22 protein-coding genes are annotated in these 22,154 nt (G+C 71.4%); 9 read left to right on the plus strand and 13 right to left on the minus strand.

Annotation, left to right across the window (positions count from 1 at the left end; all coding sequences use genetic code 11):
• Positions 1-41 precede the first annotated feature (41 nt).
• The 4 genes from VGN50_RS03300 to VGN50_RS03315 all read right to left on the minus strand — a co-directional run bounded on the left by VGN50_RS03300 (position 42) and on the right by VGN50_RS03315 (position 4,493).
• Positions 42-560: a hypothetical protein gene (locus tag VGN50_RS03300; RefSeq protein WP_327443210.1), complete on the minus strand. Its 519-nt coding sequence runs from the start codon at positions 558-560 to the stop codon at positions 42-44.
• The gene (gene dnaG / locus VGN50_RS03305) at positions 560-2,500 is read right to left on the minus strand and encodes a DNA primase (RefSeq protein ID WP_327443211.1); all 1,941 of its coding nucleotides are present in this window, start codon (positions 2,498-2,500) and stop codon (positions 560-562) included. Before dnaG ends, VGN50_RS03300 begins: the two co-directional genes overlap by 1 nt.
• An 82-nt stretch (positions 2,501-2,582) precedes the next feature.
• Positions 2,583-3,824 carry a deoxyguanosinetriphosphate triphosphohydrolase gene (locus tag VGN50_RS03310; RefSeq protein ID WP_327443212.1) on the minus strand — a complete coding sequence of 414 codons (1,242 nt, stop codon included), beginning with the start codon at positions 3,822-3,824 and terminating at the stop codon, positions 2,583-2,585.
• Between the two features lie 9 nt (positions 3,825-3,833).
• A complete protein-coding gene (locus VGN50_RS03315; protein ID WP_327443213.1) occupies positions 3,834-4,493 on the minus strand; it encodes a YdeI/OmpD-associated family protein in 660 nt (219 codons plus the stop codon).
• A 64-nt stretch (positions 4,494-4,557) separates the two neighbouring features.
• On the opposite strand from VGN50_RS03315, the gene VGN50_RS03320 reads away from it, so the two are divergent.
• On the plus strand, positions 4,558-5,115 hold the full coding sequence (locus tag VGN50_RS03320; RefSeq protein ID WP_327443214.1) for a type 1 glutamine amidotransferase domain-containing protein: 558 nt from the start codon (positions 4,558-4,560) through the stop codon (positions 5,113-5,115).
• 22 nt (positions 5,116-5,137) lie between these two features.
• On the opposite strand, the gene dusB is transcribed toward VGN50_RS03320, so the two are convergent.
• A complete protein-coding gene (gene dusB / locus VGN50_RS03325) occupies positions 5,138-6,352 on the minus strand; it encodes a tRNA dihydrouridine synthase DusB (protein ID WP_327443215.1) in 1,215 nt (404 codons plus the stop codon).
• Between the two features lie 38 nt (positions 6,353-6,390).
• Between dusB and VGN50_RS03330 the strand changes: the two genes are divergently transcribed.
• A complete protein-coding gene (locus VGN50_RS03330; RefSeq protein WP_327443216.1) occupies positions 6,391-7,221 on the plus strand; it encodes a sulfurtransferase in 831 nt (276 codons plus the stop codon).
• A gap of 19 nt (positions 7,222-7,240) precedes the next feature.
• Here VGN50_RS03330 and VGN50_RS03335 read toward each other — a convergent pair whose 3' ends face one another.
• The 5 genes from VGN50_RS03335 to VGN50_RS03355 are packed head-to-tail and all read right to left on the minus strand — an operon-like array spanning position 7,241 to position 12,233.
• Positions 7,241-8,035, minus strand: coding sequence for an ABC transporter permease (locus VGN50_RS03335; RefSeq protein ID WP_327443217.1), 795 nt, complete (start codon positions 8,033-8,035; stop codon positions 7,241-7,243).
• The gene (locus tag VGN50_RS03340) at positions 8,032-8,985 is read right to left on the minus strand and encodes an ABC transporter ATP-binding protein (RefSeq protein ID WP_327443218.1); all 954 of its coding nucleotides are present in this window, start codon (positions 8,983-8,985) and stop codon (positions 8,032-8,034) included. The genes VGN50_RS03335 and VGN50_RS03340 overlap by 4 nt, the downstream gene beginning before the upstream one ends.
• A gap of 48 nt (positions 8,986-9,033) precedes the next feature.
• Entirely contained in the window at positions 9,034-10,278 is a 1,245-nt protein-coding gene (locus VGN50_RS03345) for a hypothetical protein (protein WP_327443219.1), read from the minus strand.
• Positions 10,275-10,769, minus strand: a complete 495-nt coding sequence (locus tag VGN50_RS03350) for a sigma factor-like helix-turn-helix DNA-binding protein (RefSeq protein WP_327443220.1) — start codon at positions 10,767-10,769, stop codon at positions 10,275-10,277. The genes VGN50_RS03345 and VGN50_RS03350 overlap by 4 nt, the downstream gene beginning before the upstream one ends.
• A 60-nt stretch (positions 10,770-10,829) precedes the next feature.
• Positions 10,830-12,233 (minus strand): glycine--tRNA ligase, encoded by a 1,404-nt coding sequence (locus tag VGN50_RS03355; protein WP_327443221.1) that lies wholly within the window; start codon positions 12,231-12,233, stop codon positions 10,830-10,832.
• Here VGN50_RS03355 and VGN50_RS03360 point away from each other — a divergent pair.
• The 5 genes from VGN50_RS03360 to VGN50_RS03380 all read left to right on the plus strand — a co-directional run bounded on the left by VGN50_RS03360 (position 12,224) and on the right by VGN50_RS03380 (position 15,908).
• On the plus strand, positions 12,224-12,604 hold the full coding sequence (locus tag VGN50_RS03360) for a DUF6703 family protein (RefSeq protein WP_327443222.1): 381 nt from the start codon (positions 12,224-12,226) through the stop codon (positions 12,602-12,604). The two genes, VGN50_RS03355 and VGN50_RS03360, sit on opposite strands and share 10 nt — an antisense overlap.
• 83 nt (positions 12,605-12,687) lie before the next feature.
• A complete protein-coding gene (locus VGN50_RS03365; protein WP_327443223.1) occupies positions 12,688-13,653 on the plus strand; it encodes a metal ABC transporter substrate-binding protein in 966 nt (321 codons plus the stop codon).
• The gene (locus VGN50_RS03370; protein ID WP_327443224.1) at positions 13,650-14,468 is read left to right on the plus strand and encodes a metal ABC transporter ATP-binding protein; all 819 of its coding nucleotides are present in this window, start codon (positions 13,650-13,652) and stop codon (positions 14,466-14,468) included. Before VGN50_RS03365 ends, VGN50_RS03370 begins: the two co-directional genes overlap by 4 nt.
• Positions 14,461-15,462, plus strand: coding sequence for a metal ABC transporter permease (locus tag VGN50_RS03375; RefSeq protein WP_327443225.1), 1,002 nt, complete (start codon positions 14,461-14,463; stop codon positions 15,460-15,462). The genes VGN50_RS03370 and VGN50_RS03375 overlap by 8 nt, the downstream gene beginning before the upstream one ends.
• Positions 15,459-15,908 carry a transcriptional repressor gene (locus VGN50_RS03380; protein WP_327443226.1) on the plus strand — a complete coding sequence of 150 codons (450 nt, stop codon included), beginning with the start codon at positions 15,459-15,461 and terminating at the stop codon, positions 15,906-15,908. The genes VGN50_RS03375 and VGN50_RS03380 overlap by 4 nt, the downstream gene beginning before the upstream one ends.
• 23 nt (positions 15,909-15,931) lie before the next feature.
• On the opposite strand, the gene VGN50_RS03385 is transcribed toward VGN50_RS03380, so the two are convergent.
• Both VGN50_RS03385 and recO read right to left on the minus strand, forming a co-directional pair.
• Positions 15,932-16,741 (minus strand): isoprenyl transferase, encoded by an 810-nt coding sequence (locus tag VGN50_RS03385; RefSeq protein ID WP_327443227.1) that lies wholly within the window; start codon positions 16,739-16,741, stop codon positions 15,932-15,934.
• Entirely contained in the window at positions 16,738-17,493 is a 756-nt protein-coding gene (recO, locus tag VGN50_RS03390) for a DNA repair protein RecO (RefSeq protein WP_327443228.1), read from the minus strand. The genes VGN50_RS03385 and recO overlap by 4 nt, the downstream gene beginning before the upstream one ends.
• 92 nt (positions 17,494-17,585) lie before the next feature.
• Between recO and VGN50_RS03395 the strand changes: the two genes are divergently transcribed.
• On the plus strand, positions 17,586-18,215 hold the full coding sequence (locus tag VGN50_RS03395) for an alpha-ketoglutarate-dependent dioxygenase AlkB (RefSeq protein WP_327443229.1): 630 nt from the start codon (positions 17,586-17,588) through the stop codon (positions 18,213-18,215).
• Positions 18,216-18,227: 12 nt separating this feature from the next.
• On the opposite strand, the gene leuA is transcribed toward VGN50_RS03395, so the two are convergent.
• Positions 18,228-19,970 carry a 2-isopropylmalate synthase gene (gene leuA / locus VGN50_RS03400; protein WP_327443230.1) on the minus strand — a complete coding sequence of 581 codons (1,743 nt, stop codon included), beginning with the start codon at positions 19,968-19,970 and terminating at the stop codon, positions 18,228-18,230.
• Between the two features lie 238 nt (positions 19,971-20,208).
• Between leuA and VGN50_RS03405 the strand changes: the two genes are divergently transcribed.
• Positions 20,209-22,149, plus strand: a complete 1,941-nt coding sequence (locus VGN50_RS03405; protein WP_327443231.1) for an acyl-CoA dehydrogenase family protein — start codon at positions 20,209-20,211, stop codon at positions 22,147-22,149.
• The last annotated feature ends 5 nt before the right edge of the window (positions 22,150-22,154 follow it).

Raw genomic sequence — 22,154 nt, forward strand, 5'->3', positions numbered from 1 at the left:
CGGGCACTTCTGAAAACGGGGAGGCGCCCGCGCCTGACCACTCAGTCGAGCCCCACCTGCTCGCGAAGCTCCGCCAGCGCACGGGCGCTTGCGGACGCCACCTCCTCGTCGTCACCCCGGACCCCTCGACCTGTCACGACCTGCTCCACCAGCTCCCCAGTCGCGAGGTCCTGCCGGATGACAGCGCGCGCAATGCGGCGAGGACCCAGGTCGACCCGCTGCGCCAGCACGACGCTCGCCTGCACCCGCTCGCGCAGCGTCTCCGGCAGGAGCGTCGAGTCGCCGAGCGTCCACTGTGACGGCCGGGCGCCGCCCACCCAGGTGACCGTCAGCTGGCCGAGCTCGGCGGACCACGTGCCGGCGTCCACCTCATGCCATGGACGGGCGAGCGTGCGCACCCCAGCGGCATCCACGGCATAGAGGCGGTGGTTGCTCAGCACGACGGTGTCGCCCGCCCCCTCCTCACGCGCCCACGTGAGGACGCGCTCTCCGGGGCCCAGCTCGAGCGCGCGGCGGATCGGGCCAGGCAGCTGCTCGCCGCGGCGCAGGGAGAACGCCATCAGCCGGCCCGGTCGCGCAGCTGGGCCAGCTGACGCTGGAGGTCCTGGAGCGCACCGGAGAGGGCACGCGACGCCGCAGGGTCGGCCTGCGGGTCGGTCGCCATCCGGCGCATGGCCGACATCGCGTCGCCGATCTGCCGGGTGAGCGCGACCTCCTTGACGCGGACGAGGAGGGCCTGGATGTAGCGGCGCTCCGGCAGCCCGGTCGCGCGGTCCATGCGGGTCGGCAGCTCGGCCACGGCCAGCTCGGACACGAGCCCGCGCACGGCCAGCGGCGCCGCCTCGGCCACCCGGTCGGCCCAGGCTCGGGCCGACAGTCCCTGCTGCAGGCCACCGATGCTGCGCACCCCGTCGAAGACCGCACGATGAGCGGGCGCGGTGAACGCATCGGGCTCGATCGAGTCGACCTCGGCGGCGGAGAAGCTGCCGGGATACTGCAACAGGCTCTGGAGCAGCTGGCGCTCCGCGAACACCACCGGGTCGCGTAGATCGGGCGCGGGAAGGGCGGCACGCGCCTCCTCCACCGACGGCTCGGGCACGACGTCGGCGTCGGCCCGAGACGGGGCCCCGGCCTCGGCCTTGGCGTCGCGTGCGGCGACGCGGCCGGCGCGGGCGACCTCGGCCTGGACCTGCTCGACCTCCACACCGATCCAGCCGGCCACGGTGCGGATGTACTCGGGCCGCATGGAGCTGTCGCGGATTGAGCTCACGATGGGCGCGGCGGCACGCATGCCCTGGACCCGGCCCTCGGCGGTCGACAGGTCGAACCGGCTGATCGTGGTGCGAACGGCGAACTCGAACATGGGGATCGCGTCGTCGACGAGATGTCGGACGGCGTCGTCGCCGAGCGCCACCCTGAGCTCGCAGGGGTCCATGCCCCCTTCGGCGACGGCAACGAAGGACTGGGACGCCCACCGCTGGTCCTCGCCGAAGGCGCGCATCGCGGCCTTCTGGCCGGCGGCGTCACCATCGAAGGTGAACACGACGCGGGCAGGCGCGAGGTCGGCCTCGTCGCGCATGATCCGTCGCAACATCTTGATGTGGTCCACGCCGAACGCGGTTCCACAGGTGGCCACCGCGCCCTCAATGCCCGCCAGGTGGCAGGCCATCACGTCGGTGTAGCCCTCGACCACGACCGCCTTGCGTTCTGCTGCAATGGATTTCTTCGCGGCATCGAGGCCGTAGAGGACCGTGGACTTCTTGTAGATCGGCGTCTCGGAGGTGTTGAGGTACTTCGCCGCGATCCGGTCGTCATCGAAAAGCCGTCGCGCCCCGAACCCCACCGTGTCGCCGGTGATGTCGCGGATGGGCCAGACCAGACGCCCCCGGAACCGGTCGTAGAGCCCGCGGCTGCCCCGGCCGGAGAGCCCCCCGAGGGTCAGCTCCTCGTCGGTGAAGCCCTTCGCGCGCAGATGCCGCGACAGCTCCTCCCCACCTCGGGGGGCGAAGCCCACCCCGAACCGCTTCGCCGCCTCACTGTCGAACCCCCGCTCGCGCAGGAAGTCGCGGCCGGCCCGCGCCTCGGGCGCGTTGAGCAGGGCGTGGTGGTAGAACTCCTGCGCCACTCGGTGCGCCTCGACCAGCCGCGACCGGCGCCCCAGACTCTCCCCGTCGCGACCGCCCGGACGTCCACCCTCCTCGTAGTGCAGCTCCATTCCGAGCTTCTGGGCGAGCCGCTCGACGGCCTCAGTGAAGGTCAGATGCTCGACCTTCTGGACGAAGGAGATGACGTCACCCCCCTCGCCGCATCCGAAGCAGTGCCAGGCGCCCACCGCGCCCCGGACGGTGAAGGACGGCGTCTTCTCGTCGTGGAACGGGCACAGCCCCTTCATCGAGCCGGGGCCCGCCGAGCGCAGGGTGACGTGCTCGCGCACGACATCCTCGATCGACGAGCGCTCCTTGACGAGCGCGATGTCGTCGGTCTTGATCCGACCCGCCACTGGCCCTCCTGTTCGGCGCCGAGTCTAGGTGCTGGCACCGACTCGCCGACGGCGAGCCCACAGATCGCCTCTGAGGTCCCCCTCAGCGCCAGCGCGCGTACAGCGCCAGAGCGCGCACGTCGGTCAGGGACGCGACCTGGTCGACGACCACCCGGAGCGCGGCAGCGTCCGAGTCGGCCGTCTTCCAGTCCCCCAGCAGGTCCGGGTCGAGCCGCCCCACGGGGTCCTCCTGGTACGCGGCCACCAGATCACGCACCACCTCGCGCTGTCCGGCCAGCACCTCGACGCGCTCCTGGGCGTGCATGACGAAATGCGCGGCCACCGCCTTGAGCACGGCGCACTCCGCGCGCGTCGCGTCGGGCACCACCAGGTGCGCGGCATACCTCGTCAGCGCCCCTCGCCCGTGAGCCTCCCGGGTGGCTCCCTCGACCGCCACCACGAACCGGCCGATCAGGCGCGAGGTCATGTCCTTGAGGGCGGCCCGGTCGGTGCGGGACCCCTCGTATGCCGTCGGTACGGTCCCCGTGGCCAGCACCCGTTCCAGCGCCGCGCCGAGGGCGTCAGTCCCGAGATCGGGCGCGTAGAGGCCCGAGGCGACGCCAAGCACGGCGTTGACGTCGCTGGGGTCGCGTAGGCGTCGCACGTCGAGCCGGCCCGAGGCGATCGCGTCCTCCACGTCGTGCACCGAGTAGGCCACGTCGTCGGACCAGTCCATGACGTCGGCCTCGATGCAGCGGCGGCCCGGCTGGTGTCCTTGGCGGAACCACTCGAACACCTCGATGTCGTCGTCGTAGACACCGAACTTCTCGCTGGGGCCTCGGCCTTGGCCCGGGGCCTCGGCCCGGGTCCACGGGTACTTGGTCGCGGCGTCCAGACTGGCGCGGGTCAGGTTGAGACCGGCGGGCCGTCCGTCGGGGTGGACACGCTTGGGCTCCAGCCGGGTCAGCAGCCGCAGGGTCTGGGCGTTGCCCTCGAAGCCCCCGATGTCAGCCGCGACCGCATCGAGGGCCTGCTCGCCGTTGTGGCCGAAGGGCGGGTGGCCGAGGTCGTGCGCCAGGCAGGCCGTGTCGACGACATCAGCGCTGCAGCCCAGGGCCGCCCCGAACTCGCGGCCGATCTGGGCGACCTCCAGAGAGTGCGTGAGCCGGTTGCGCACGAAGTCGTCGTCACCCGGTTGGACCACCTGGGTCTTCGCCGACAGCCTGCGTAGGGACGCCGAGTGCACGAGACGAGCGCGGTCGCGGGCGAAGTCGTCGCGGTCAGCGCGCTTGTGCACGGGGTCCTCCGGGACCCAGCGCTCGCGGTCGGCCTCGGCATATCCCACTCCGCGACTCTATGACCCCCGTGCGGACGCGGCGGCCGCGGCTGCCCGCTCCACCCATCGCGGCGCCTCGCCGTAGCGCTGGCTCGGGATGAGACGCCCCGCACCGCTGTCGGCGATGAGCTGAGCCATCCGCTTGTCGCGCGTGGCCTCCTGCTTGGCCGTCATCACCCAGCCGATGGCGATCTTGCGGTACGAGGGGGTGGCCTCGGCCCAGAAGGCAGCCGCCCCTGCGTCGCTCTGCAGCCGCGCGGCATACGAGGGAGGGAAGGCCAGCTCGCCCTGCTCGTAGGTGTAGATGCCCGACCGCTCGGGGCGACGACGGGCAAAGGCCGCCAGTCCGGGCGGTCGCATGCGCCCCTCGGCGGTGAGCCGCTCCACGGCCGCGATGTTGACCGCGCTCCACGTGCTGGTCAGCTTGCGCGGCGTCCAGCGCTGGCGGACCGCATCGTCGTCGATGCGCTGGACGACCGAGTCGATCCACCCCCAGCACAGCGCTTCCAGGACCGCGTCCTCCCAGGTGAGCCCACGGTCGCCGACGTGCTTCTTGTAGAGGCCCATCCACAGCTCGGTCGCCGTGGCGTGGTTGGCCTCGAGCCACGCGGAGAACTCCTGGGCGCCGCTGAAGAACAGCGCCGGCCGCTCGGGGGTGCCCCCCTGCGTCCCGATCATGGCGGCAGCCTGCCACGAGACTGCTCGACTTGCGTTGTCGCCTGAGCCCATTGAGGGTGGAGGTATGAGCCATCTCAGCGGAAAGACCATCGCCTTCCTCGTCGCCAAGGAGGGCATCGAACGCGTCGAGCTGACCGAGCCGTGGCAGGCGGTCACCGAGGCCGGGGCGACGGCCGTGCTCCTCAGCCCCGAGACCGGCGAGGTCCAGACGTTCGACCACCTGGACAAGGCGGAGACCCGGCCGGTCGACAAGGCCGTCGCCGAGGCGTCCGTGGACGACTACGACGCGCTGGTCCTGCCGGGCGGGGTCGCCAACCCCGACGCGCTGCGCACGGACGAGCCGGCCGTGGGCTTCGTGCGCGCCTTCGTGGCCAGCGGCAAGCCTGTCGCTGCGATCTGCCACGCACCGTGGACCCTCATCGAGGCGGACGTCGTCAAGGGCCGCACCGTGACGTCGTGGCCCAGCCTGCAGACGGACCTGCGCAACGCCGGCGCCGAGTGGGTGGACAAGGAGGTCGTCGCCGACGGCAACCTCATCACCAGCCGCAACCCCGGCGACCTGCCCGCCTTCAACGCCCAGCTGCTCGAGTCGGTCGCCCACGGAGCGGCCGCGACCTCCTGACCTCCGGGTCTAGCCGGCCGGGTCAGCCCCCAGAGACCGACAGCTCGGCCTGCGCCACCTCGGCGCGGGCCGAGTCGTCGAGCGACCGGGACTCCAGCCACCCGTCGGGCAGGGCGACCCGCCGCGGTGAGCCGGCGCGCCCGCGCTGGCCTTCGGCGTCCTGACCGGGCCAGGGCGCCGTCGGGTCCAGGCCGGCAGCCAGCCGGTCGAGCGACTCCAGCGAGTCGACCAGCGCGAGCTGGTGCCGAACGCTCGACCCCGCTGGGAAACCCTTGAGATACCAGGCGATGTGCTTGCGGATGTCTCGGCACGCCTTGAGCTCGTCCCCGTAGAAGTCGACGAGGTACTCGGTGTGCCGGCGCATCGTGGCCAGCACCTCGCCGAGCGTGGGCCGCACCCGGGCCGACGTACCGGCGAAGGCCGCCGCCAGGTCCGTGAACAGCCATGGCCGCCCCAGGCACCCCCGGCCGACGACCACGCCGTCGCACCCGGTCTCCTGCACCATGCGCACGGCGTCCTCGGCCGACCAGATGTCGCCGTTACCCAGCACTGGGACGCTGCGCACCGCCTCCTTGAGCCGCGCGATCGCCGACCAGTCGGCCTCGCCGGAGTACGCCTGCGAGGCCGTGCGGCCATGCAGCGCCACCGCCGCGACACCGGCACGCTCGGCGATGCGGCCGGCCTCGAGATAGGTCAGGTGCTCGTCGTCGATGCCCTTGCGCATCTTCACGGTGACGGGCACGGCATACGGGCTCGCCTCGCGCACGGCACTGGTGACGATGGCCTCGAAGAGGTCGCGCTTCCAGGGCAGCGCCGCGCCGCCGCCCTTGCGGGTGACCTTGGGGACCGGGCAGCCGAAGTTGAGGTCGATGTGGTCGGCGCGGTCCTCGGTGACGAGCAGCCGCACCGCGGCGGCCACGGTCGCCGGGTCGACCCCATAGAGCTGGATCGAGCGCGGGCTCTCGTCGGGGTCATGCTCGATCAGCCGCATCGTCTCCGGCGATCGCTCCACGAGCGCGCGGGACGTGATCATCTCGCTGACGTACAACGACGTGGCGCCGCTCGCCCCGCCTGCCTCCAGGCCCAGGTCGCCGTACTCCCGGCACAGCTTGCGGAAGGCTCGGTTGGTGATGCCGGCCATGGGTGCGAGGACGACCGGCGACTCGATGGTGTGCCGGCCGATCTGCAGGGCAGGGACCAGCGCGGTGGGGGCGGCGGTGACGGTGGTGGCAGTCATGGCCGCACCAGTGTCCCATCTGCTGGTTGACTGGCCGAATGCGTGCCCTGCTCAGCGCCGCCGCGCTGCTCCCCCAGCTCTCGGATGTGGTGCTGCTGGACGTCCAGTGGAACCTCACCGGCGCCGGGGGGCCGCCCGGCCACGACCTGTATGCCGCAGCACACCTCCCCGGTGCACATCACGTCGACCTCGACGCTGAGCTCGCCGCAGCGCCCGGGCCTGGCGGGCGGCACCCCCTCCCCACCGCGCAGGACGTCGAGGCGCTGATGCGGCGATGTGGTGCGTCGACCGCCTCCCGCATCGTCGTCTACGACCAGGACCTCTCGTATGCCGCGGCGCGGGCGTGGTGGGTGCTGCGCTACTTCGGGGCGCAAGACGTCCAGGTCCTTGACGGCGGCCTGTCCGCGTGGGTCGCGGCCGGCCTGCCCACGACCGCTGACGTTCCCGCGCCAGGCATGGGCACTTTCGAGGCCCGGCCTGGGCAGCTGCCCCTTCTCGACGCCGACGGTGCCGCCGCGCTGGCCCACGACGGGGTCCTGCTCGACGCGCGAGCGCCGGAGCGGTTCCGGGGCGAGAGCGAGCCCATCGACCCGGTGGCCGGCCACATCCCCGGTGCCGTCAACGCCCCGACCATCGACAACGCCAGGGCCGACGGCCGGTTCCTCGACGTACATTCACTGCGACTGCGATTCGAGTGCCTGGGCATCCAGCCGGGAGATGGACCCGTCGGCGCCTACTGCGGGTCCGGGGTGACCGCCGCCCACGAGGTGCTGGCCCTGCACGAGGCGGGCATCGACGCGGCGCTGTACGTCGGGTCGTGGAGCGACTGGGTCACCGACCCCGCGCGACCCGTGGCGACCGGACGCTAGCCGACACCGCCGTCAGACGTCAGACACGGGCCGTGTCGCGACGGAACCGCCACGCCGCCCCTCCGGCGAAGATCGCCAGCCAGACGAGGACGTTGACGACCGCGGCCGTGCCCGGGGCCGTGCCCGTCAGAGGCGCGTGGACGATCTGGTTGAGCCCGTACATCGGCGTGTAGGTGGCGATCGTCTGGAACGTCGAGCCGAGCTGGTCGAGCGGTACGAACAGCCCGCCGAGGAAGGCCAGCAGCGCGAGTACCGGTCCCAGGATCTGCATGACGTTCTCGCTGGGGAGCAGGTACCCCATGAAGACCCCGAACGCGGCGAACACCAGGGACCCGACCCAGGCGAGGACCGCCGTCTCCGCCCAGACCACACCGTCCATGTGCGCGCCGGACGAGGCCCCCGCGGCATACGTGACGACCACCGCGACGGCGCCGAGCACCATGGCGACGAGCACCTTCACCGCGATGTATGCCGGAGCCGTGAGCGGCGTCAGGCGCAGCTGGCGGCTCCAGCCCTGGCTGCGCTCGACGGCCACCATGGCGCCGCCCCCGGTGGTCGAGAGCATCGCGCCGTAGAGGGCCATGCTGATCATGATGAACCCGGCGACGTTGCCGTGGCCCGCACTCTGGTCGGAGTACCTATGTCCTGACCCGAACATGAAGTAGAAGACGACCGGCATGACGAGCGAGAAGATCACGGTGCGGCGGTTGCGCAGCATGCGGCGCAGCTCGAGGAACAACAGGGTGGGGTTGAAGCCGCCCATCGGCGGCACGCTGCGCTGAGGGGCCGACGGGGTAGCGGTCGTCAGGCTCATCGGTCTGCTCCTGTCGGGGTCGGGTCATCGGAGTCCTGCGACGTCAGCGAGATGAAGGCGTCCTCGAGGCCACGCGAGGTGATCTCCAGGTCGCGGGCTGCGGTCGACGTCAGCAGGTGTCGGGCGACGGCGTCACTGTCCATGCTGGCGACCAGCACCGTGTCACCTCGGAGCTCGACCGACTCCACGCCCGGAAGCGCCTGCAGCGCAGCGGGATCCGCATCGGGCAAAGTCGCGCGTACCACCCGGCCTGACACCAGGGCCTTCACCTCGGCCGCGGTGCCGTCGGCGACGATCTGCCCCTGCCGCACCAGGACGATGCGGTCGGCGTAGGCGTCGGCCTCCTCCAGGTAGTGCGTCGCGAACACGACCGTGCGCCCGCGCTCGGCATCGGAGCGGATGGCGGCCCAGAAGTCGCGCCGCCCGGCGACGTCCATGCCGGTGGTGGGTTCGTCGAGGACGAGGAGCTCGGGGTCGGGCAGCAGCGCCATGGCGAACCGCAGCCGCTGCTGCTGGCCCCCCGAGCACTTGACCACCCGGCGCCCGGCGATGTCGCTGATCCCGGCGCGATCCAGCACCTCGGCTACCGGCCGGGTGTCGGCGAACAGGCTCGCGGTCAGCCGCAGGGTCTCCTGGACGGTGAGGTCACGCAGCAGGCCACCGGTCTGCATCACCGCAGAGACCAAGCCGTGACGTACCGCGGACTGCGGGTCCATGCCGTAGACCCGGGCTGTGCCGCTGTCGGGGCGGGACAGCCCCAACATCATGTCGATCGTCGTCGTCTTGCCGGCTCCGTTCGGCCCCAGGAAGGCGACGATCTCACCTGGGCGCACGGTCAGGTCGACCCCCCGGACGGCGCGAACGGCCCCGAAGCTCTTGGTCAGACCCGCGAGCTCGATGGCCGACACCGCGCCCGCGGCACCACGGCTGACTGTCTGCGTCTGTGTCATGACCTCACAGTGCCACGCCTGCCCCACTCGGCGTGGGCGCTGGCGCGGTCACGTCGCTCCGATGTGGACCGCCAGTGGGACGACAGGCTCGTCGGGCGTCCGGGTGGTCAGGCGGACCGCCTGGTAGACCCGGCCGGTCGCCGTGTTCCAGGCGAGCACCCACCGCCCGTGCCGCCCCACTGCCGTGAACAGCACCGTGCTCGCATCGGCCCAGCCCAGCACGGTGCAGCAGGGGCTGACCCGGCCGGTCAGTCCGTCCGGCGACTCCGGCGCGAGCAGCACCCGGGCTGACCGAGCACCGGCGTCGACGGCCACCAGCCCCTGGTAGATCGGGCCGTTCCCGCGCTGGATGACCGGGTGCGTCAGGTCCTGGTCGAAGTACGCCACGGAGGCGGCACGCTGGTCGGTGCTCACGGTCGCTCCCGAGATCTGGGTGACGGGGGCCGGGAGGCGCTGCCCGGTTTGTCCGCCCGCGCCGTCCGCACGAGCCAGCTGCAGGCCTCCCGGCCCGGTCGACAGGCGGAACTGGCCGACCTCACGGCCCGGCGACAGGAGCGCCTGCGGACGACTCGCCGTCGGGTCGACGGTCCAGGCATGCCCGTCGTCCCGGACGACGATGAGGCCGTCCACACCCCACCCCACCTCGCGGATCCGGTTCGACGGCACGGCAAACGAGGTGGTTGCTCCCGACTGCGCGTCCAGGCGCACCACCCGGCCCGGCTGCGCGAAGACCACGAACCGCCCATGGGCGTCGATGGCCCTGGGACCCAGCACGGACGCGGGGTCCCCCGTCGCGGGGATGACCAGGGTGATGCGGTCGGCGAGCACGGGGCGTCCGCTGACAGGAACGAGCACAGGCTGGTAGCTCGTGGTCCCTGCCGACCGCAGGTACACGGCCGCCAGAGGCGTCCGCACGGCGGTTCGCGGTGACAACGCAACGGGGGCGGCGTCGAGGTCGATAGCGGGCGGCAGCCCCGCAGCGAAGTAGGCGAGCTCGGACTCCTTGCCCTCCAAAGGCAGCTGGGCGTATGCCGTCCCGTCCGCGAGCCTGCCCACCCCCGGCGATGTCGTGGGGCTGGGCCCCGGCATGGGGACGGCCCCGTGGCCGCCCGCGACCTGCACGGCGACGACAGCGAGGACGACGAGACCTGCGGCGCTCGCCGCCCCGCTCCAGCCCCGGCGGCGACGGCGCTGCCTGGCCAGCGCGGTCTCCCATGCCTGTTCGACGAAGTCCCGCTCGGAGAGATGCCCGCTCGCGTCCTCCAAAAGTGCGCCCAGCTCAGGGTGGCTCATGACACGTCACTCCTGGGCTCCTTGGATGCCCGCTCCGGCAGCACCCGGCGCAGGGCCGTGGTCGCTGCCCGGGCCTGAGCCCGCACGGTGCCCGTGGAGAGCCCCAGGATGTCCGCCGTCTCCGGCTCGCTGCGGTCGTCGAAGAAGCGCAGGACGAGGATGGCGCGCTGCCGCGGCGTCAGGGTGTCCAACGCCAGCAGGAGGTCGGTGTGCGGCAGGCCCAACCTGGCGAGCTCACCTGCCACGACGGTGGACTCGCGCTGCCGGCGGCGGCCCGCAGAGACGGCCTCGCGGTACAGGCTGCGGCGCACTGCGAGCTCGGGGTCCTCGCCTCGGACGCGCTCCCAGCGACCGGCCAGCTCGGCCAGCGCTCGGAGCACCGCCTCCTCGGCGAGGCGGGTGTCCCCACAGACCAGCCAGGCGGCCCGAAGCAGACCGTGCTGCCGTGCGCGCACGAACTCGACGAACTCCGCATCGACCTCGCGTCGCATCGCGCCTCCTGTGCGTCAACCCCTAGTAACGCACGAGCGACCCGGATCGGTTCATCTGCCTCAACAGCCGAGCAGGCGACCGCCGAGGTACTCCTCCACCTTGTCGAGCGACACCCGCTCCTGCGCCATGCTGTCGCGCTCGCGGATGGTGACAGCGTGGTCCTCCAGGGTGTCGAAGTCCACGGTCAGGCAGTACGGCGTACCGATCTCGTCCTGGCGGCGGTAGCGCCGCCCGATCGCGCCGGCGTCGTCGAAGTCGATGTTCCAGTGCTTGCGCAGAGTCGCGGCGAGGTCGCGGGCCTTGGGCGAGAGGTCGGCGTTGCGCGACAGCGGGAGCACGGCGGCCTTGACCGGCGCGAGCCGCCGGTCGAGGCGCAGCACGACGCGCTTGTCGACGCCGCCCTTGGTGTTGGGGGCCTCATCCTCGGTGTAGGCGTCGACGAGGAACGTCATCAGCGAGCGCGACAGGCCAGCTGCCGGCTCGATGACGTACGGCGTGTACTTCTCGCCGCTGGCCTGGTCGAAGTAGACGAGATCGGTGCCCGAGTGGGTCGAGTGCGTGGTGAGGTCGAAGTCGGTCCGGTTGGCGATGCCCTCGAGCTCGCCCCACTCGCTGCCCGCGAAGTTGAAGCGGTACTCGATGTCGACGGTGCGTTTGGAGTAGTGGCTGAGCTTGTCGGCCGGGTGCTCGTAGTGGCGCAGGTTGTCGGGGTTGATCCCGAGGTCGGTGTACCAGCGGGTCCGCTCGTCGATCCAGTACTGGTGCCACTCCTCGTCCTCGCCGGGCTTGACGAAGAACTCCATCTCCATCTGCTCGAACTCGCGCGTGCGGAAGATGAAGTTCCCGGGCGTGATCTCGTTGCGGAAGCTCTTGCCGGTCTGGCCGATTCCGAACGGCGGCTTCTTGCGCGAGGCGTTCATGACGTTCAGGAAGTTGATGAAGATGCCCTGGGCCGTCTCCGGTCGCAGGTAGTGCAGCCCGGACTCGTCCTCGATGACGCCGAGGTAGGTCTTGAGCATCATGTTGAACTCGCGCGGCTCGGTCCACGCGCCACGGGTCCCGCAGTTCGGGCAGGCGATCTCGGCCAGGGGGATGGAGTCGGGGTCGACCTGCTTGCCCTTCTTGGCCTCCTTCTCGGCGAGCGCCTCTTGCATGTGGTCAACCCGGAACCGCTTGTGGCAGGACTGGCACTCGGTCAGCGGGTCGGTGAACTCGCCGACGTGGCCGGAGGCCACCCAGGTCTGGCGCGGCAGGATGATGGAGGAGTCGAGGCCGACCACGTCGTCGCGGCCGGTGACGATCGACTTCCACCACTGGCGCTTGATGTTCTCCTTGAGCTCCACGCCGAGGGGGCCGTAGTCCCAGGCCGACCTCGTCCCGCCATAGATCTCCCCACAGGGGAAGACGAACCCGCGGCGCTTGCAGAGGGAGACGACGGTGTCGACGGTGGAAGGTGCAGCCATGCGCAGAAGGCTACTGTGCGGCGGCCTGCCTCCGAGCGGGGCGGGGCCCCACGGCCACCGGCGCCCGCGCCGTAACATGTCGGTCCGTGTCCACCCCGCGCGAACGCATCGAGCACGCCAGCCTGCCCGCTCTGACCTGGCTGAGCCGGCTGCCCCGGGCCATCCCCTTCCTCGCGGTGCTGGCCCTGATGGTCGCCGGCATCCTCGTGCCCGGCTGGGGGTGGGTCCTCTTGGTCCTCGTGCTCCTGTTCCTGGTCTGGGTCGGCTACCTGTCCTGGCCGACACTGGACCGGACCAACCGCATCATGCGCGGGACCATCGTGCTGTTCGTCGCCGCCGTGACCGTCACCCAGGCGTTCCCCCGGCACTGACGCGCCGCCGCGCGGGAGCGGGCCTCCTGCCGGCTCTGTCCCGGTTTTGACAATCATTCTCACTTAGGATGAGAATGATTGTCATGACGATGCACAGCGCCCTCTCGCGGCGCCTCGCCGCACGGGCCGGTCTCCCCCTGGTCTCCCTCGTCGTCGCCGTGGCCCTCACCTCCGCCTGCTCCACCTCACCCGGCGCGGCAGCACCGGGCACAGTGAGCGTGGCGGCCGCCTTCTACCCGCTCCAGTTCGTGGTCGAGCAGGTCGGAGGGAGCCACGTGTCGGTGACGCCCGTGACCAAGCCGGGTGGGGAGCCCCATGACCTCGAGCTCACGCCGCGCGACGTGGTCGCCGTGCGCCAGGCCGACCTCGTCGTCTACGAGCGGGGCTTCCAACCCGCGATGGACGCCGCCGTGAGCCAGGCATCCAGCCACGCCTTCGACATCTCGAACGCCGCGCACCTCGACCTCGCGGCACCAGCCGAGGGGCTGGCTACCCAGGGCGCCGCCCCCCCGGGGGGTGCGGCGGGCGCGCGGGACCCCCACTTCTGGCTCGACCCCACGCGATACGCGAGCGTGGCCCAGGCCATCGGTCAGCGCCTCGCCGCCGTCGACCCCGCCCACGCGGCCGACTACCGCGCCGGCGCCGCGCGGTTCGTGGCCCGGCTCACCCAGCTCGACCACGCCTACCGGGCCGGGCTCGCCTCCTGCGCCCACAAGGAGATCGTCACCGGCCACTCCGCGTTCGGCTACCTCGCACGCCGCTACGGCCTCATCCAGGAGGGCATAGCAGGGGTCACGCCCGACGCCGAGCCCGACGCGTCCACCATGGAGTCGATCGTGCAGCGCATCCGGGCCGACCACATCACCACCGTCTACGCCGAGACCCTCGTGAGCCCGGCGCTGTCCGAGACGATCGCCCGCGAGACGAGCGCGAAGGTGGCCGTCCTCGATCCGATCGAGGGAATCACCTCGGCCTCTCGGGGCAAGGACTACTTTGACGTCATGCGCTCCAACCTCGCGACCCTCCGGGCCGGGCAGGAGTGCGCATGAGCGGCCAGCCGGTCATCGACCTGAGGTCGGCCGCGTTCGGGTATGCCGACCGCGCCGTCATCTCGCAGGTCACCGTGCGCATCGAGCGCGGTGAGGTCGTGGCACTGCTCGGGCCCAACGGCTCGGGCAAGACGACGCTCGTCAAGGGCCTGCTCGGCCTGAGTGACCACCTCGGGGGGCAGGCCCAGCTGTTCGGCGTCGACCTCGACCAATTCACCGACAAGGCGCGGATCGGCTATGTGCCGCAACGGCATTCGCTGTCCGCCTCGGTGCGCGCCACGGTGCGCGAGGTCGTCGAGATCGGCCGGCTCCCCCACCGTCGGTGGTGGGCCCCGTGGCAGCGCGGCGACTCGGCGATCGTGCAGGAGGCGCTCGAGCTCGTCGGCCTGGCCGACCGCTCCCACGAGGACGTCAGCACCCTCTCTGGAGGTCAACAGCGTCGCGTACTCATCGCCCGAGCCCTGGCCGCGCAGCCCGAGGTGCTCGTCATGGACGAGCCCACAGCCGGGGTCGACGCCGCCAGCCAGGCGGTCCTGGCCCAGGTGCTCTCGCGGCTGGCCGCCCGCGGCACGACGATGCTCATCGTCACCCACGAGCTCGACGCCCTCACCGACACCGTCTCGCGGGTGCTGTGCACCACCAGCGGCCGTATCGACTATGACGGCCCGCTGACCGACTACCTCGGTGGGCACGCCCACCCCGCCGAGCCCCACGTCCACCACCACGCCGACGAGCTGACGTCCGCTGTGCCGGCCCTCCCGGCGGCGCCGACGGGACCACTCGACCGAGTCCGCACCGGGAGCTCCGATGACTGACCTGCTGGCACTGGACTTCATGCGCCAGGCGCTGCTGGCCGCGCTCATGGTCGGGGTCGCCGCGCCCCTCGTCGGGGTGTTCCTCGTCCAGCGGCGGCTTTCGCTGATCGGGGACGGCATGGGTCACGTCGCCCTGGCCGGGGTCGCGGTCGGGGTGCTGACCGGCACCGCACCGGTCCTGACCGCCCTCGTCGCCGCCATCGGCGCGGCGGTCGCCGTCGAGGTGATCCGGGCGCGCGGGCGCACCAACGCCGACGTGGCCCTGGCCGTCATGTTCTACGGCGGCATCGCCGCGGGCGTCGTGCTCATCTCGCGCTCGAGCAGCAGCACGCCGGCCAACCTCACGGCATACCTGTTCGGGGCGATCCTCACCACGAGCACCGGTGACCTCTGGGTCTTCGCCACGCTGGCCGTCCTGGTCCTCGCGGTCACGTTCCTGCTGCGGCCATGGTTGTTCGCGGTGGCGAACGACGAGGAGTACGCCCGCGCTACCGGCCTCCCCGTGACAGCGCTCAACGTGGCGCTCTCTGTCCTCACCGCCGTCACCGTCGTCGTCTCGATGCGCGTGGTCGGCCTACTGCTCATCAGTGCCCTGATGATCCTGCCGAACGCCACCGCGCAGCTGCTGGGACGCAGCTTCGCGTCCTCCGTGCGGTGGGCCGTGGTCGTCGGCGTGGTGTGCAGCGTCGCCGGTGTGGTGGCGTCCTTCTACGCGGGCACGCCCTCGGGCGGAACCATCGTGCTGCTCGCGATCGCCGTCTTCGTCGCCGCCGCCACCGTGGTGGCGATCCGCAGCCGGTATGCCGCGCACCGCCACCGCCGCGCTGAGCGTCACGACCACGAGCACGGCACCGGCTGCGGGCACCCCGTCGTCGCGCACGGCGACCACCTCGACTATGTCCACGACGGCCACCGTCATGCGCCGCACCAAGGCCACTACGACGAGCATGACGCCGCGCGACACGAGGCCGAGAAGGAGGCTGCTCCCCGATGACCGGACCCCGTACGCACGAGCGCGTCCAGACCGTCGCTTCGGAGGCCACCGACTCAGGGCGGCGGCCGACCCGCCAGCGCACCGCTGTCGCGGCGGTGCTGGCCGAGACGAGCGAGTTCTGCTCGGCCCAGGAGCTGCACGCCCGGCTGCGGACCATGGGCGACAAGGTCGGGCTGGCCACCGTCTACCGGAACCTGCAGGCCATGGCCGCGGACGGCGAGATCGACATGATCCGCACCGACGAGGGCGAGGCGGTCTACCGAGCCTGCTCGACCGGCCACCACCACCATCTCGTCTGCCGACGGTGCGGGACGACGGTCGAGGTCGAGGGGGCTGCCGTCGAGACCTGGGCAAGGACGGTCAGCGCCGAGCACGGGTTCACCGAGGTCGACCACACCGTGGAGATCGTCGGCCTCTGCAGCGCCTGCTCGACGCCCTCCGCCTAGCCCCGGACCCCGGAACCGTCGCCTTAGCGAGGGCCCCTGTCCGCAGGCAGACTCGCGGCGGCACGGTCGACGGCCCCGCCGTAGCGGCGGTCGCGCTCGGCATACGTCTGGATCGCCTGCCACAGGTGCCGCCGGTCGTAGTCGGGCCACAGCGTGTCCTGGAAGACCATCTCGGCGTAGGCACTCTGCCACAGCAGGAAGTTGCTGGTCCGCTGCTCCCCCGAGCTGCGGACGAACAGGTCGACGTCCGGCATGTCGGGCTCGGGCAGGTGTCGCGCGATCGTCTTCTCGTCGATCGACCCCGGCTTGAGCTTGCCGCGCTGGACCTGCTCGGCGATGCGTGCGACGGCGTCGGCGATCTCGGCGCGCCCACCGTAGTTCACGCAGAAGTACAGGGTCAGCCCCGTGTTGTGGGAGGTGAGCTCCTGGGCGGTCTCCAGCTCCTTGATGACCGACCCCCACAGCCGCGGCCGGCGCCCGACCCACCGCATGCGCACGCCCCACTCGTGCAGCTGGTCGCGGCGCCTGCGGATCACGTCGCGGTTGAACCCCATGAGGAAGCGCACCTCGTCGGGGCTGCGCTTCCAGTTCTCGGTCGAGAACGCGTACGCCGACAGGTGGGTCACGCCGACCTCGATCGCCCCTGCGACGACGTCGAGGAGCGCTGCCTCACCGGCCTCGTGGCCCTGCGTGCGAGGCAGCCCCCGCTGGTTGGCCCACCTGCCGTTGCCGTCCATGACGACCGCCACGTGAACCGGGACGAGCTCGCGAGGGAGGGTCGGCGGGAGCGCGCCGCTCGGGTGGGGAAACGGCTTTGCGTATGCCGCGCTCACGCGGGAGTCGCCGTGGCGCTGGAGTCTCGTCGGTCCACGAGACGCAACGATCGCACACCGCGTTCGAGATGCCACTGCAGGAACGCGCTGGCGAGCGTGCTGCCCTCGCGGCGGTGCCGTGTCTCGGAGGCATCGGCCACCACCCAGTCGCCGGCGAGGAGCGCAGCGAGCAGGGCCAGGGTCTGGGGCGCCGGCGCAGCGGAGCCGGGCGGCCTGCACACGGGGCACACGGTGCCGCCCGCGGCGAGGTTGAACGCGCGGTGAGGACCGACCGCACCACATCGGGCGCAGTCGTGGAAGCTCGGCGCCCACCCCGCGATGGCGAGCGCCCGTAGGAGGTACGCGTCGAGGACCAGCCCCGGGTCGTGGACACCCTCGGCCATCGACCGCAGCGCCCCCTGCAGAAGGAGGTACTGCTGGAGGTTGGGCTCGCGCTCCTCGGTGAGTCGGTCGGCCGTCTCGAGCATCGCGGCAGCGCTCGTGTAAGTCGTGTAGTCGCGGGCCAGCACGTCGCCCCACGACGCGAGCGTCTCGGCCTGGGTCACGGTGTCGAGCGAGCGGCCCTCGTAGCACTGGAGGTCGACCATCATCGCCGGCTCCAACCGCGCCCCGAACCGGCTCTTGGTGCGCCGCACCCCCTTGCCCACGACCCGCACCTTGCCGAGCCCACGCGTGAGCAGCGTGACGATGCGGTCGGCCTCGCCCAGCTTCTGGGTGCGCAGGACGATGCCTTCGTCGCGATAGAGGGGCATGGGTCCATTGTCTCCCGACCTGGCGACATCCACGGGACGCCGCGACGGCCTGTCTTTAGAACGTCTGTTCGAATCGGGGGTATGCTCGTGTCATGAGTACGGCATGGCAGGCCTCGCTCCTCGACGTCGCCGACGACATCGCCCTCCAGCCTCTCGGCAACGAGCTCCGTCGCACGACCCTGTCACGAGGCGCCTGGGTCGATTACCGGCCCGGCTGGCTCGCAGGGGCCGACCAGCTGTTCGACGTGCTCCACCACGACGTGCCGTGGCATGCCGAGCGCCGCGAGATGTACGAGCGGATGGTGGACGTGCCGCGCCTGCTGAAGTTCTACGACCAGGGAGAGCCGCTCCCCCACCCGGTGCTGGCCCAGGCCCGCGACACCCTGAGCGGCTCGTATGCCGCGGAGCTCGGCGAGCGCTTCGTCACCGCGGGAATGTGCCTCTATCGCGACGGGCGTGACTCGGTGGCCTGGCATGGCGACCGCATCGGCCGGGCCAAGGATCTCGACACCATGGTCGCGATCCTGTCGGTCGGCTCGGCGCGCTCGCTCATGCTCCGTCCGCGCGGGGGTGGCGAGTCCATCGGGTTCTCGCTCGGCCACGGAGACCTGGTCGTCATGGGTGGCTCGTGCCAACGCACCTGGGACCACTGCATACCCAAGACCGCCAAGCCCGTCGGGCCGCGCATCTCGATCCAGTTCCGCCCCCGCGGCGTCCGCTGACCGAGCTCCGGGTCAGGCCGCCCCGGCGCGCTCGGCCCGGTTGACCGCCGACAGCACCGCGGTCAGCGACGCCTTGACGATGGAGCTGTGCAGCCCGACGCCCCAGAAGACCCGGTCGCCGACGGCGCACTCGACATAGGCCGCCGCCTTGGCGTCGCCACCGGCCGACAGGGCGTGCTCGGCGTAGTCGAGCACCCGGACGTCGACGCCCAGCGTGGACAGCGAGTCGATGAAGGCCGCGATGGGGCCGTTGCCGTCACCCTCGACAGTGACCTCCTGGCCGTTGTCGAGCATCGTCGCGACGATGTGGTCGGACTCGCCCTTCTCGCTGACCAGCGTGTGGTCGACCGGGGTGAACCGGCCCCAGGCGTTGGTCGCCCCGTCGGTCGCAGGCAGGTACTCGTCCTGGAACACCGCCCACAGCTCGGCTGCGCTGACCTCGCCGCCCTCGGTGTCGGTCTTGGCCTGCACGACGCCGCTGAACTCGATCTGCAGCCGGCGCGGCAGGTCGAGCTGGTGCTCGGTCTTGAGCAGGTAGGCGACGCCGCCCTTGCCGGACTGGCTGTTGACCCGGACGACCGCCTCGTAGGACCGGCCCACGTCGTGAGGGTCGATGGGCAGGTACGGCACCCCCCAGACCAGCTCGTCGATCGGCTTGCCCGAGGAGGCGGACTGACGGTCCATGTCCTCGAGGCCCTTCTTGATGGCGTCCTGATGCGACCCGGAGAACGCCGTGAAGACCAGGTCGCCACCCCACGGGTGCCGCTCGGGCACCGGCAGCTGGTTGCAGTGCTCCACGGTGCGGCGGATCTCGTCCAGGTCGGAGAAGTCGATCTCGGGGTCGACGCCCTGGCTGAACAGGTTCATGCCCAAGGTGACGAGGTCGACGTTGCCGGTGCGCTCGCCATTGCCGAACAGGCAGCCCTCGATGCGGTCCGCCCCCGCCAGGTAGCCGAGCTCGGCGGCGGCGACGCCGGTCCCGCGGTCGTTGTGGGGGTGGAGGCTGACGACGATGGACTCGCGCCGCTCGAGGTGCCGGATCATCCACTCGATCGAGTCGGCATAGACGTTGGGCGTGGCCATCTCGACGGTGGCCGGCAGGTTGATGATCATCTTGTGGTCGGGCGTCGGGTCGATGACGTCCGCCACCTCGTTGCAGATCCGGACCGCGAACTCGAGCTCGGTGCCGGTGTAGGACTCGGGGCTGTACTCGTAGTAGACGACCGTGTCGGGCACGGTCTCCTCGAGCTTGCGGCAGAGCCGGGCGGCCTGCAGGGCGATGTCGACGATGCCGTCCTGGTCCAGGCCGAACACGACCCGGCGCTGCAGGATCGAGGTCGAGTTGTAGAAGTGCACGATCGCCTGCTTGGCCCCGCGGATCGCGTCGAACGTGCGCTCCACGAGGTGGTCGCGGCACTGCGTCAGCACCTGGATCGTCACGTCGGCGGGGATGAGGTCGTCCTCGATGAGCATCCGCACGAAGTCGAAGTCGGTCTGGCTCGCGCTGGGGAACCCGACCTCGATCTCCTTGTAGCCCATCCGCACGAGCAGCTCGAACATGCGCTTCTTGCGGTCCGGGCTCATCGGGTCGATCAGCGCCTGGTTCCCGTCCCGCAGGTCGACGGCGCACCAGCGAGGCGCATGGTCGATGGTCCTGGTCGGCCACGTGCGGTCGGGGAGGTCGACGGCGATCTGCTCGTGGAAGGGAACGTACTTCGCGACCGGCATTCCGGACGGCTGCTGCGGGTGGATCATGATCTCTGGCCTATCAGGTCGTTGCGGTGGTCAGCCCGGGCAACGCGACTCCGCGACGAGGGGCGGCTGATCGGTCAGGCCCCGCCGCGGCGGCGAAGGAGGAGGCGCAGAGAACGCACGCGTCGAGGGTATGCCGCCGCCGCGGCATACGTCCATGGAGCCCAGCATCCGGACGCGCCAGCACTTGCCGGGGCGCCGCTGTCCGGGTACGACTGAGGTACCCGCGAGGAGGCATCTCATGACCCATGTCACCGACAGCGAGTCGCGCGCGGTGGCCGAGGCCGCCCGCGAGACGGAGTGGGACCGGCCCAGCTTCGCGCGGGGCCTCTATCTGGGGAGGTTCGACCTCGGCCTGGTCCATCCCCATCCGCGCGCGCGGCCGGAGGACGAGGCCCGTGGCGAGGAGTTCCTGAAGCGGCTGCGCGAGGTCTGTGAGGGCTTCGACGGCACCCGGATCGAGCGCGACGACCGCATCCCCGACGAGTACCTCGCGGCGCTCACCGAGATCGGCGCCTTCGGGATGAAGATCCCACGCGAGTACGGCGGTCTCGGGCTCACCATGTCCGCGTACGGAAGGGCGCTGGTCCTCGCCGGCTCGGCTCACCCGAGCATCGGCGCCCTTCTGTCGGCGCACCAGTCGATCGGCGTCCCCGAGCCGGTGAAGCTGGTCGGCACGCCTGAGCAGAAGCAAGCCTTCCTCCCCCGCTGCGCGGCCGGCGCGATCTCGGCCTTCCTCCTCACCGAGCCGGACGTCGGCTCCGACCCGGCCCGGATGGCGAGCACGGCCACCCCGACATCCGACGGCACGGCATACCTGCTCGACGGGGTGAAGCTGTGGACCACCAACGGCGTCGTCGCCGAGCTGCTCGTCGTCATGGCGCGGGTGCCCGCTCGGGATGGCCAGCGCGGCGGCATCACGGCGTTCGTCGTCGAGGGCACCAGCGAGGGCATCACCGTGGAGCGGCGGAACTCGTTCATGGGGCTCAAGGGGCTCGAGAACGGCCTGACCCGGTTCCACCAGGTGCGGGTGCCCGCCGAGAACCGGCTGGGCGCCGAGGGCGAGGGGCTGAAGATCGCGCTGACCACCCTCAACGCCGGCCGCCTGTCCATCCCGGCGATGTGCACGGCTGCGGGCAAGTGGTCGCTCAAGATCGCTCGCGAGTGGTCCAGCGCCCGGGTCCAGTGGGGCCGGCCGGTGGGCGAGCACGAGGCGGTGGCCCAGAAGATCGCGTTCATCGCGGCCACGACGTACGGGCTCGAGTCGGTGCTCGAGCTGTCGGCGCAGCTCGCCGACGCAGGCGGCAAGGACATCCGGATCGAGGCGGCCCTCGCCAAGCTCTGGGCCAGCGAGATGGCCTGGCGCATCGCCGACGAGCTCGTCCAGGTCCGAGGTGGGCGCGGCTACGAGACGGCGGCATCGCTGGCAGCGCGCGGCGAGCGTGCCGTGCCGGTCGAGCAGATGCTCCGCGACCTGCGGATCAACCGGATCTTCGAGGGCTCGACCGAGATCATGCACCTCCTCATCGCCCGCGAGGCGGTCGACGCCCACCTCAAGGCCGCGGGCGACCTGGCCTCCCGCGACGCCGACCTTCGTCACAAGGCCCGTGCGGCAGTGGGCGCGAGCGGCTTCTACGGACGGTGGCTGCCGCACCTCGTCGCCGGCCCGGGGAGCCTGCCCATCTCGTATACCGAGTTCGGCCCGCTCGCGGAGCACCTGCGCTACGTGGAGCGCGCCTCCCGAAAGGTCGCACGGCAGACGTTCTATGCGATGTCACGGTGGCAGGCCCGGCTGGAGTACCGGCAGGCGTTCCTCGGACGGGTCGTCGACATCGGTGCGGAGCTCTTCGCGATGTCGGCGGCGTGCTCGCGGGCGGCCATGCTGTGCGCCGATGACGCGGCTGGTCGCGGGGGCGGTGGGGCCGCGGGCGGCGGTCGGTCGGCCCAGCAGCTCGCCGACGCCTTCTGCCACCAGAGCCGGCTGCGGGTGGACCGGCTGTTCGAGGAGCTGTGGACCAACACCGACGACCGGGACCGGCGGGTGGCGCAGGGCGTGCTGGCCGGCGACTACCGGTGGCTGGAGGCGGGCGTGCTCGACCCGTCTGAGGGCACCGGGCCCTGGATTGCCCCGTGGTCGCCGGGACCGAGCGAAAGCGAGTCGGTCTGGCGCGCGGTGCGTTGACCCCG

It is taken from the genome of Pedococcus sp., from assembly GCF_036000045.1.
Taxonomy (GTDB): domain Bacteria; phylum Actinomycetota; class Actinomycetes; order Actinomycetales; family Dermatophilaceae; genus Pedococcus.

Coding starts and splice junctions, on each gene's coding strand:
- VGN50_RS03300 (WP_327443210.1), bottom strand. CDS start 560: ATGGCGTTCTCCCTGCGCCGCGGCGAGCAGCTGCCTGGCCCGATCCGC.
- VGN50_RS03315 (WP_327443213.1), bottom strand. CDS start 4,493: ATGATCGGGACGCAGGGGGGCACCCCCGAGCGGCCGGCGCTGTTCTTC.
- VGN50_RS03320 (WP_327443214.1), top strand. CDS start 4,558: ATGAGCCATCTCAGCGGAAAGACCATCGCCTTCCTCGTCGCCAAGGAG.
- dusB (WP_327443215.1), bottom strand. CDS start 6,352: ATGACTGCCACCACCGTCACCGCCGCCCCCACCGCGCTGGTCCCTGCC.
- VGN50_RS03330 (WP_327443216.1), top strand. CDS start 6,391: ATGCGTGCCCTGCTCAGCGCCGCCGCGCTGCTCCCCCAGCTCTCGGAT.
- VGN50_RS03335 (WP_327443217.1), bottom strand. CDS start 8,035: ATGAGCCTGACGACCGCTACCCCGTCGGCCCCTCAGCGCAGCGTGCCG.
- VGN50_RS03340 (WP_327443218.1), bottom strand. CDS start 8,985: ATGACACAGACGCAGACAGTCAGCCGTGGTGCCGCGGGCGCGGTGTCG.
- VGN50_RS03345 (WP_327443219.1), bottom strand. CDS start 10,278: ATGAGCCACCCTGAGCTGGGCGCACTTTTGGAGGACGCGAGCGGGCAT.
- VGN50_RS03350 (WP_327443220.1), bottom strand. CDS start 10,769: ATGCGACGCGAGGTCGATGCGGAGTTCGTCGAGTTCGTGCGCGCACGG.
- VGN50_RS03355 (WP_327443221.1), bottom strand. CDS start 12,233: ATGGCTGCACCTTCCACCGTCGACACCGTCGTCTCCCTCTGCAAGCGC.
- VGN50_RS03365 (WP_327443223.1), top strand. CDS start 12,688: ATGACGATGCACAGCGCCCTCTCGCGGCGCCTCGCCGCACGGGCCGGT.
- VGN50_RS03370 (WP_327443224.1), top strand. CDS start 13,650: ATGAGCGGCCAGCCGGTCATCGACCTGAGGTCGGCCGCGTTCGGGTAT.
- VGN50_RS03375 (WP_327443225.1), top strand. CDS start 14,461: ATGACTGACCTGCTGGCACTGGACTTCATGCGCCAGGCGCTGCTGGCC.
- VGN50_RS03380 (WP_327443226.1), top strand. CDS start 15,459: ATGACCGGACCCCGTACGCACGAGCGCGTCCAGACCGTCGCTTCGGAG.
- recO (WP_327443228.1), bottom strand. CDS start 17,493: ATGCCCCTCTATCGCGACGAAGGCATCGTCCTGCGCACCCAGAAGCTG.
- VGN50_RS03395 (WP_327443229.1), top strand. CDS start 17,586: ATGAGTACGGCATGGCAGGCCTCGCTCCTCGACGTCGCCGACGACATC.
- leuA (WP_327443230.1), bottom strand. CDS start 19,970: ATGATCCACCCGCAGCAGCCGTCCGGAATGCCGGTCGCGAAGTACGTT.
- VGN50_RS03405 (WP_327443231.1), top strand. CDS start 20,209: ATGACCCATGTCACCGACAGCGAGTCGCGCGCGGTGGCCGAGGCCGCC.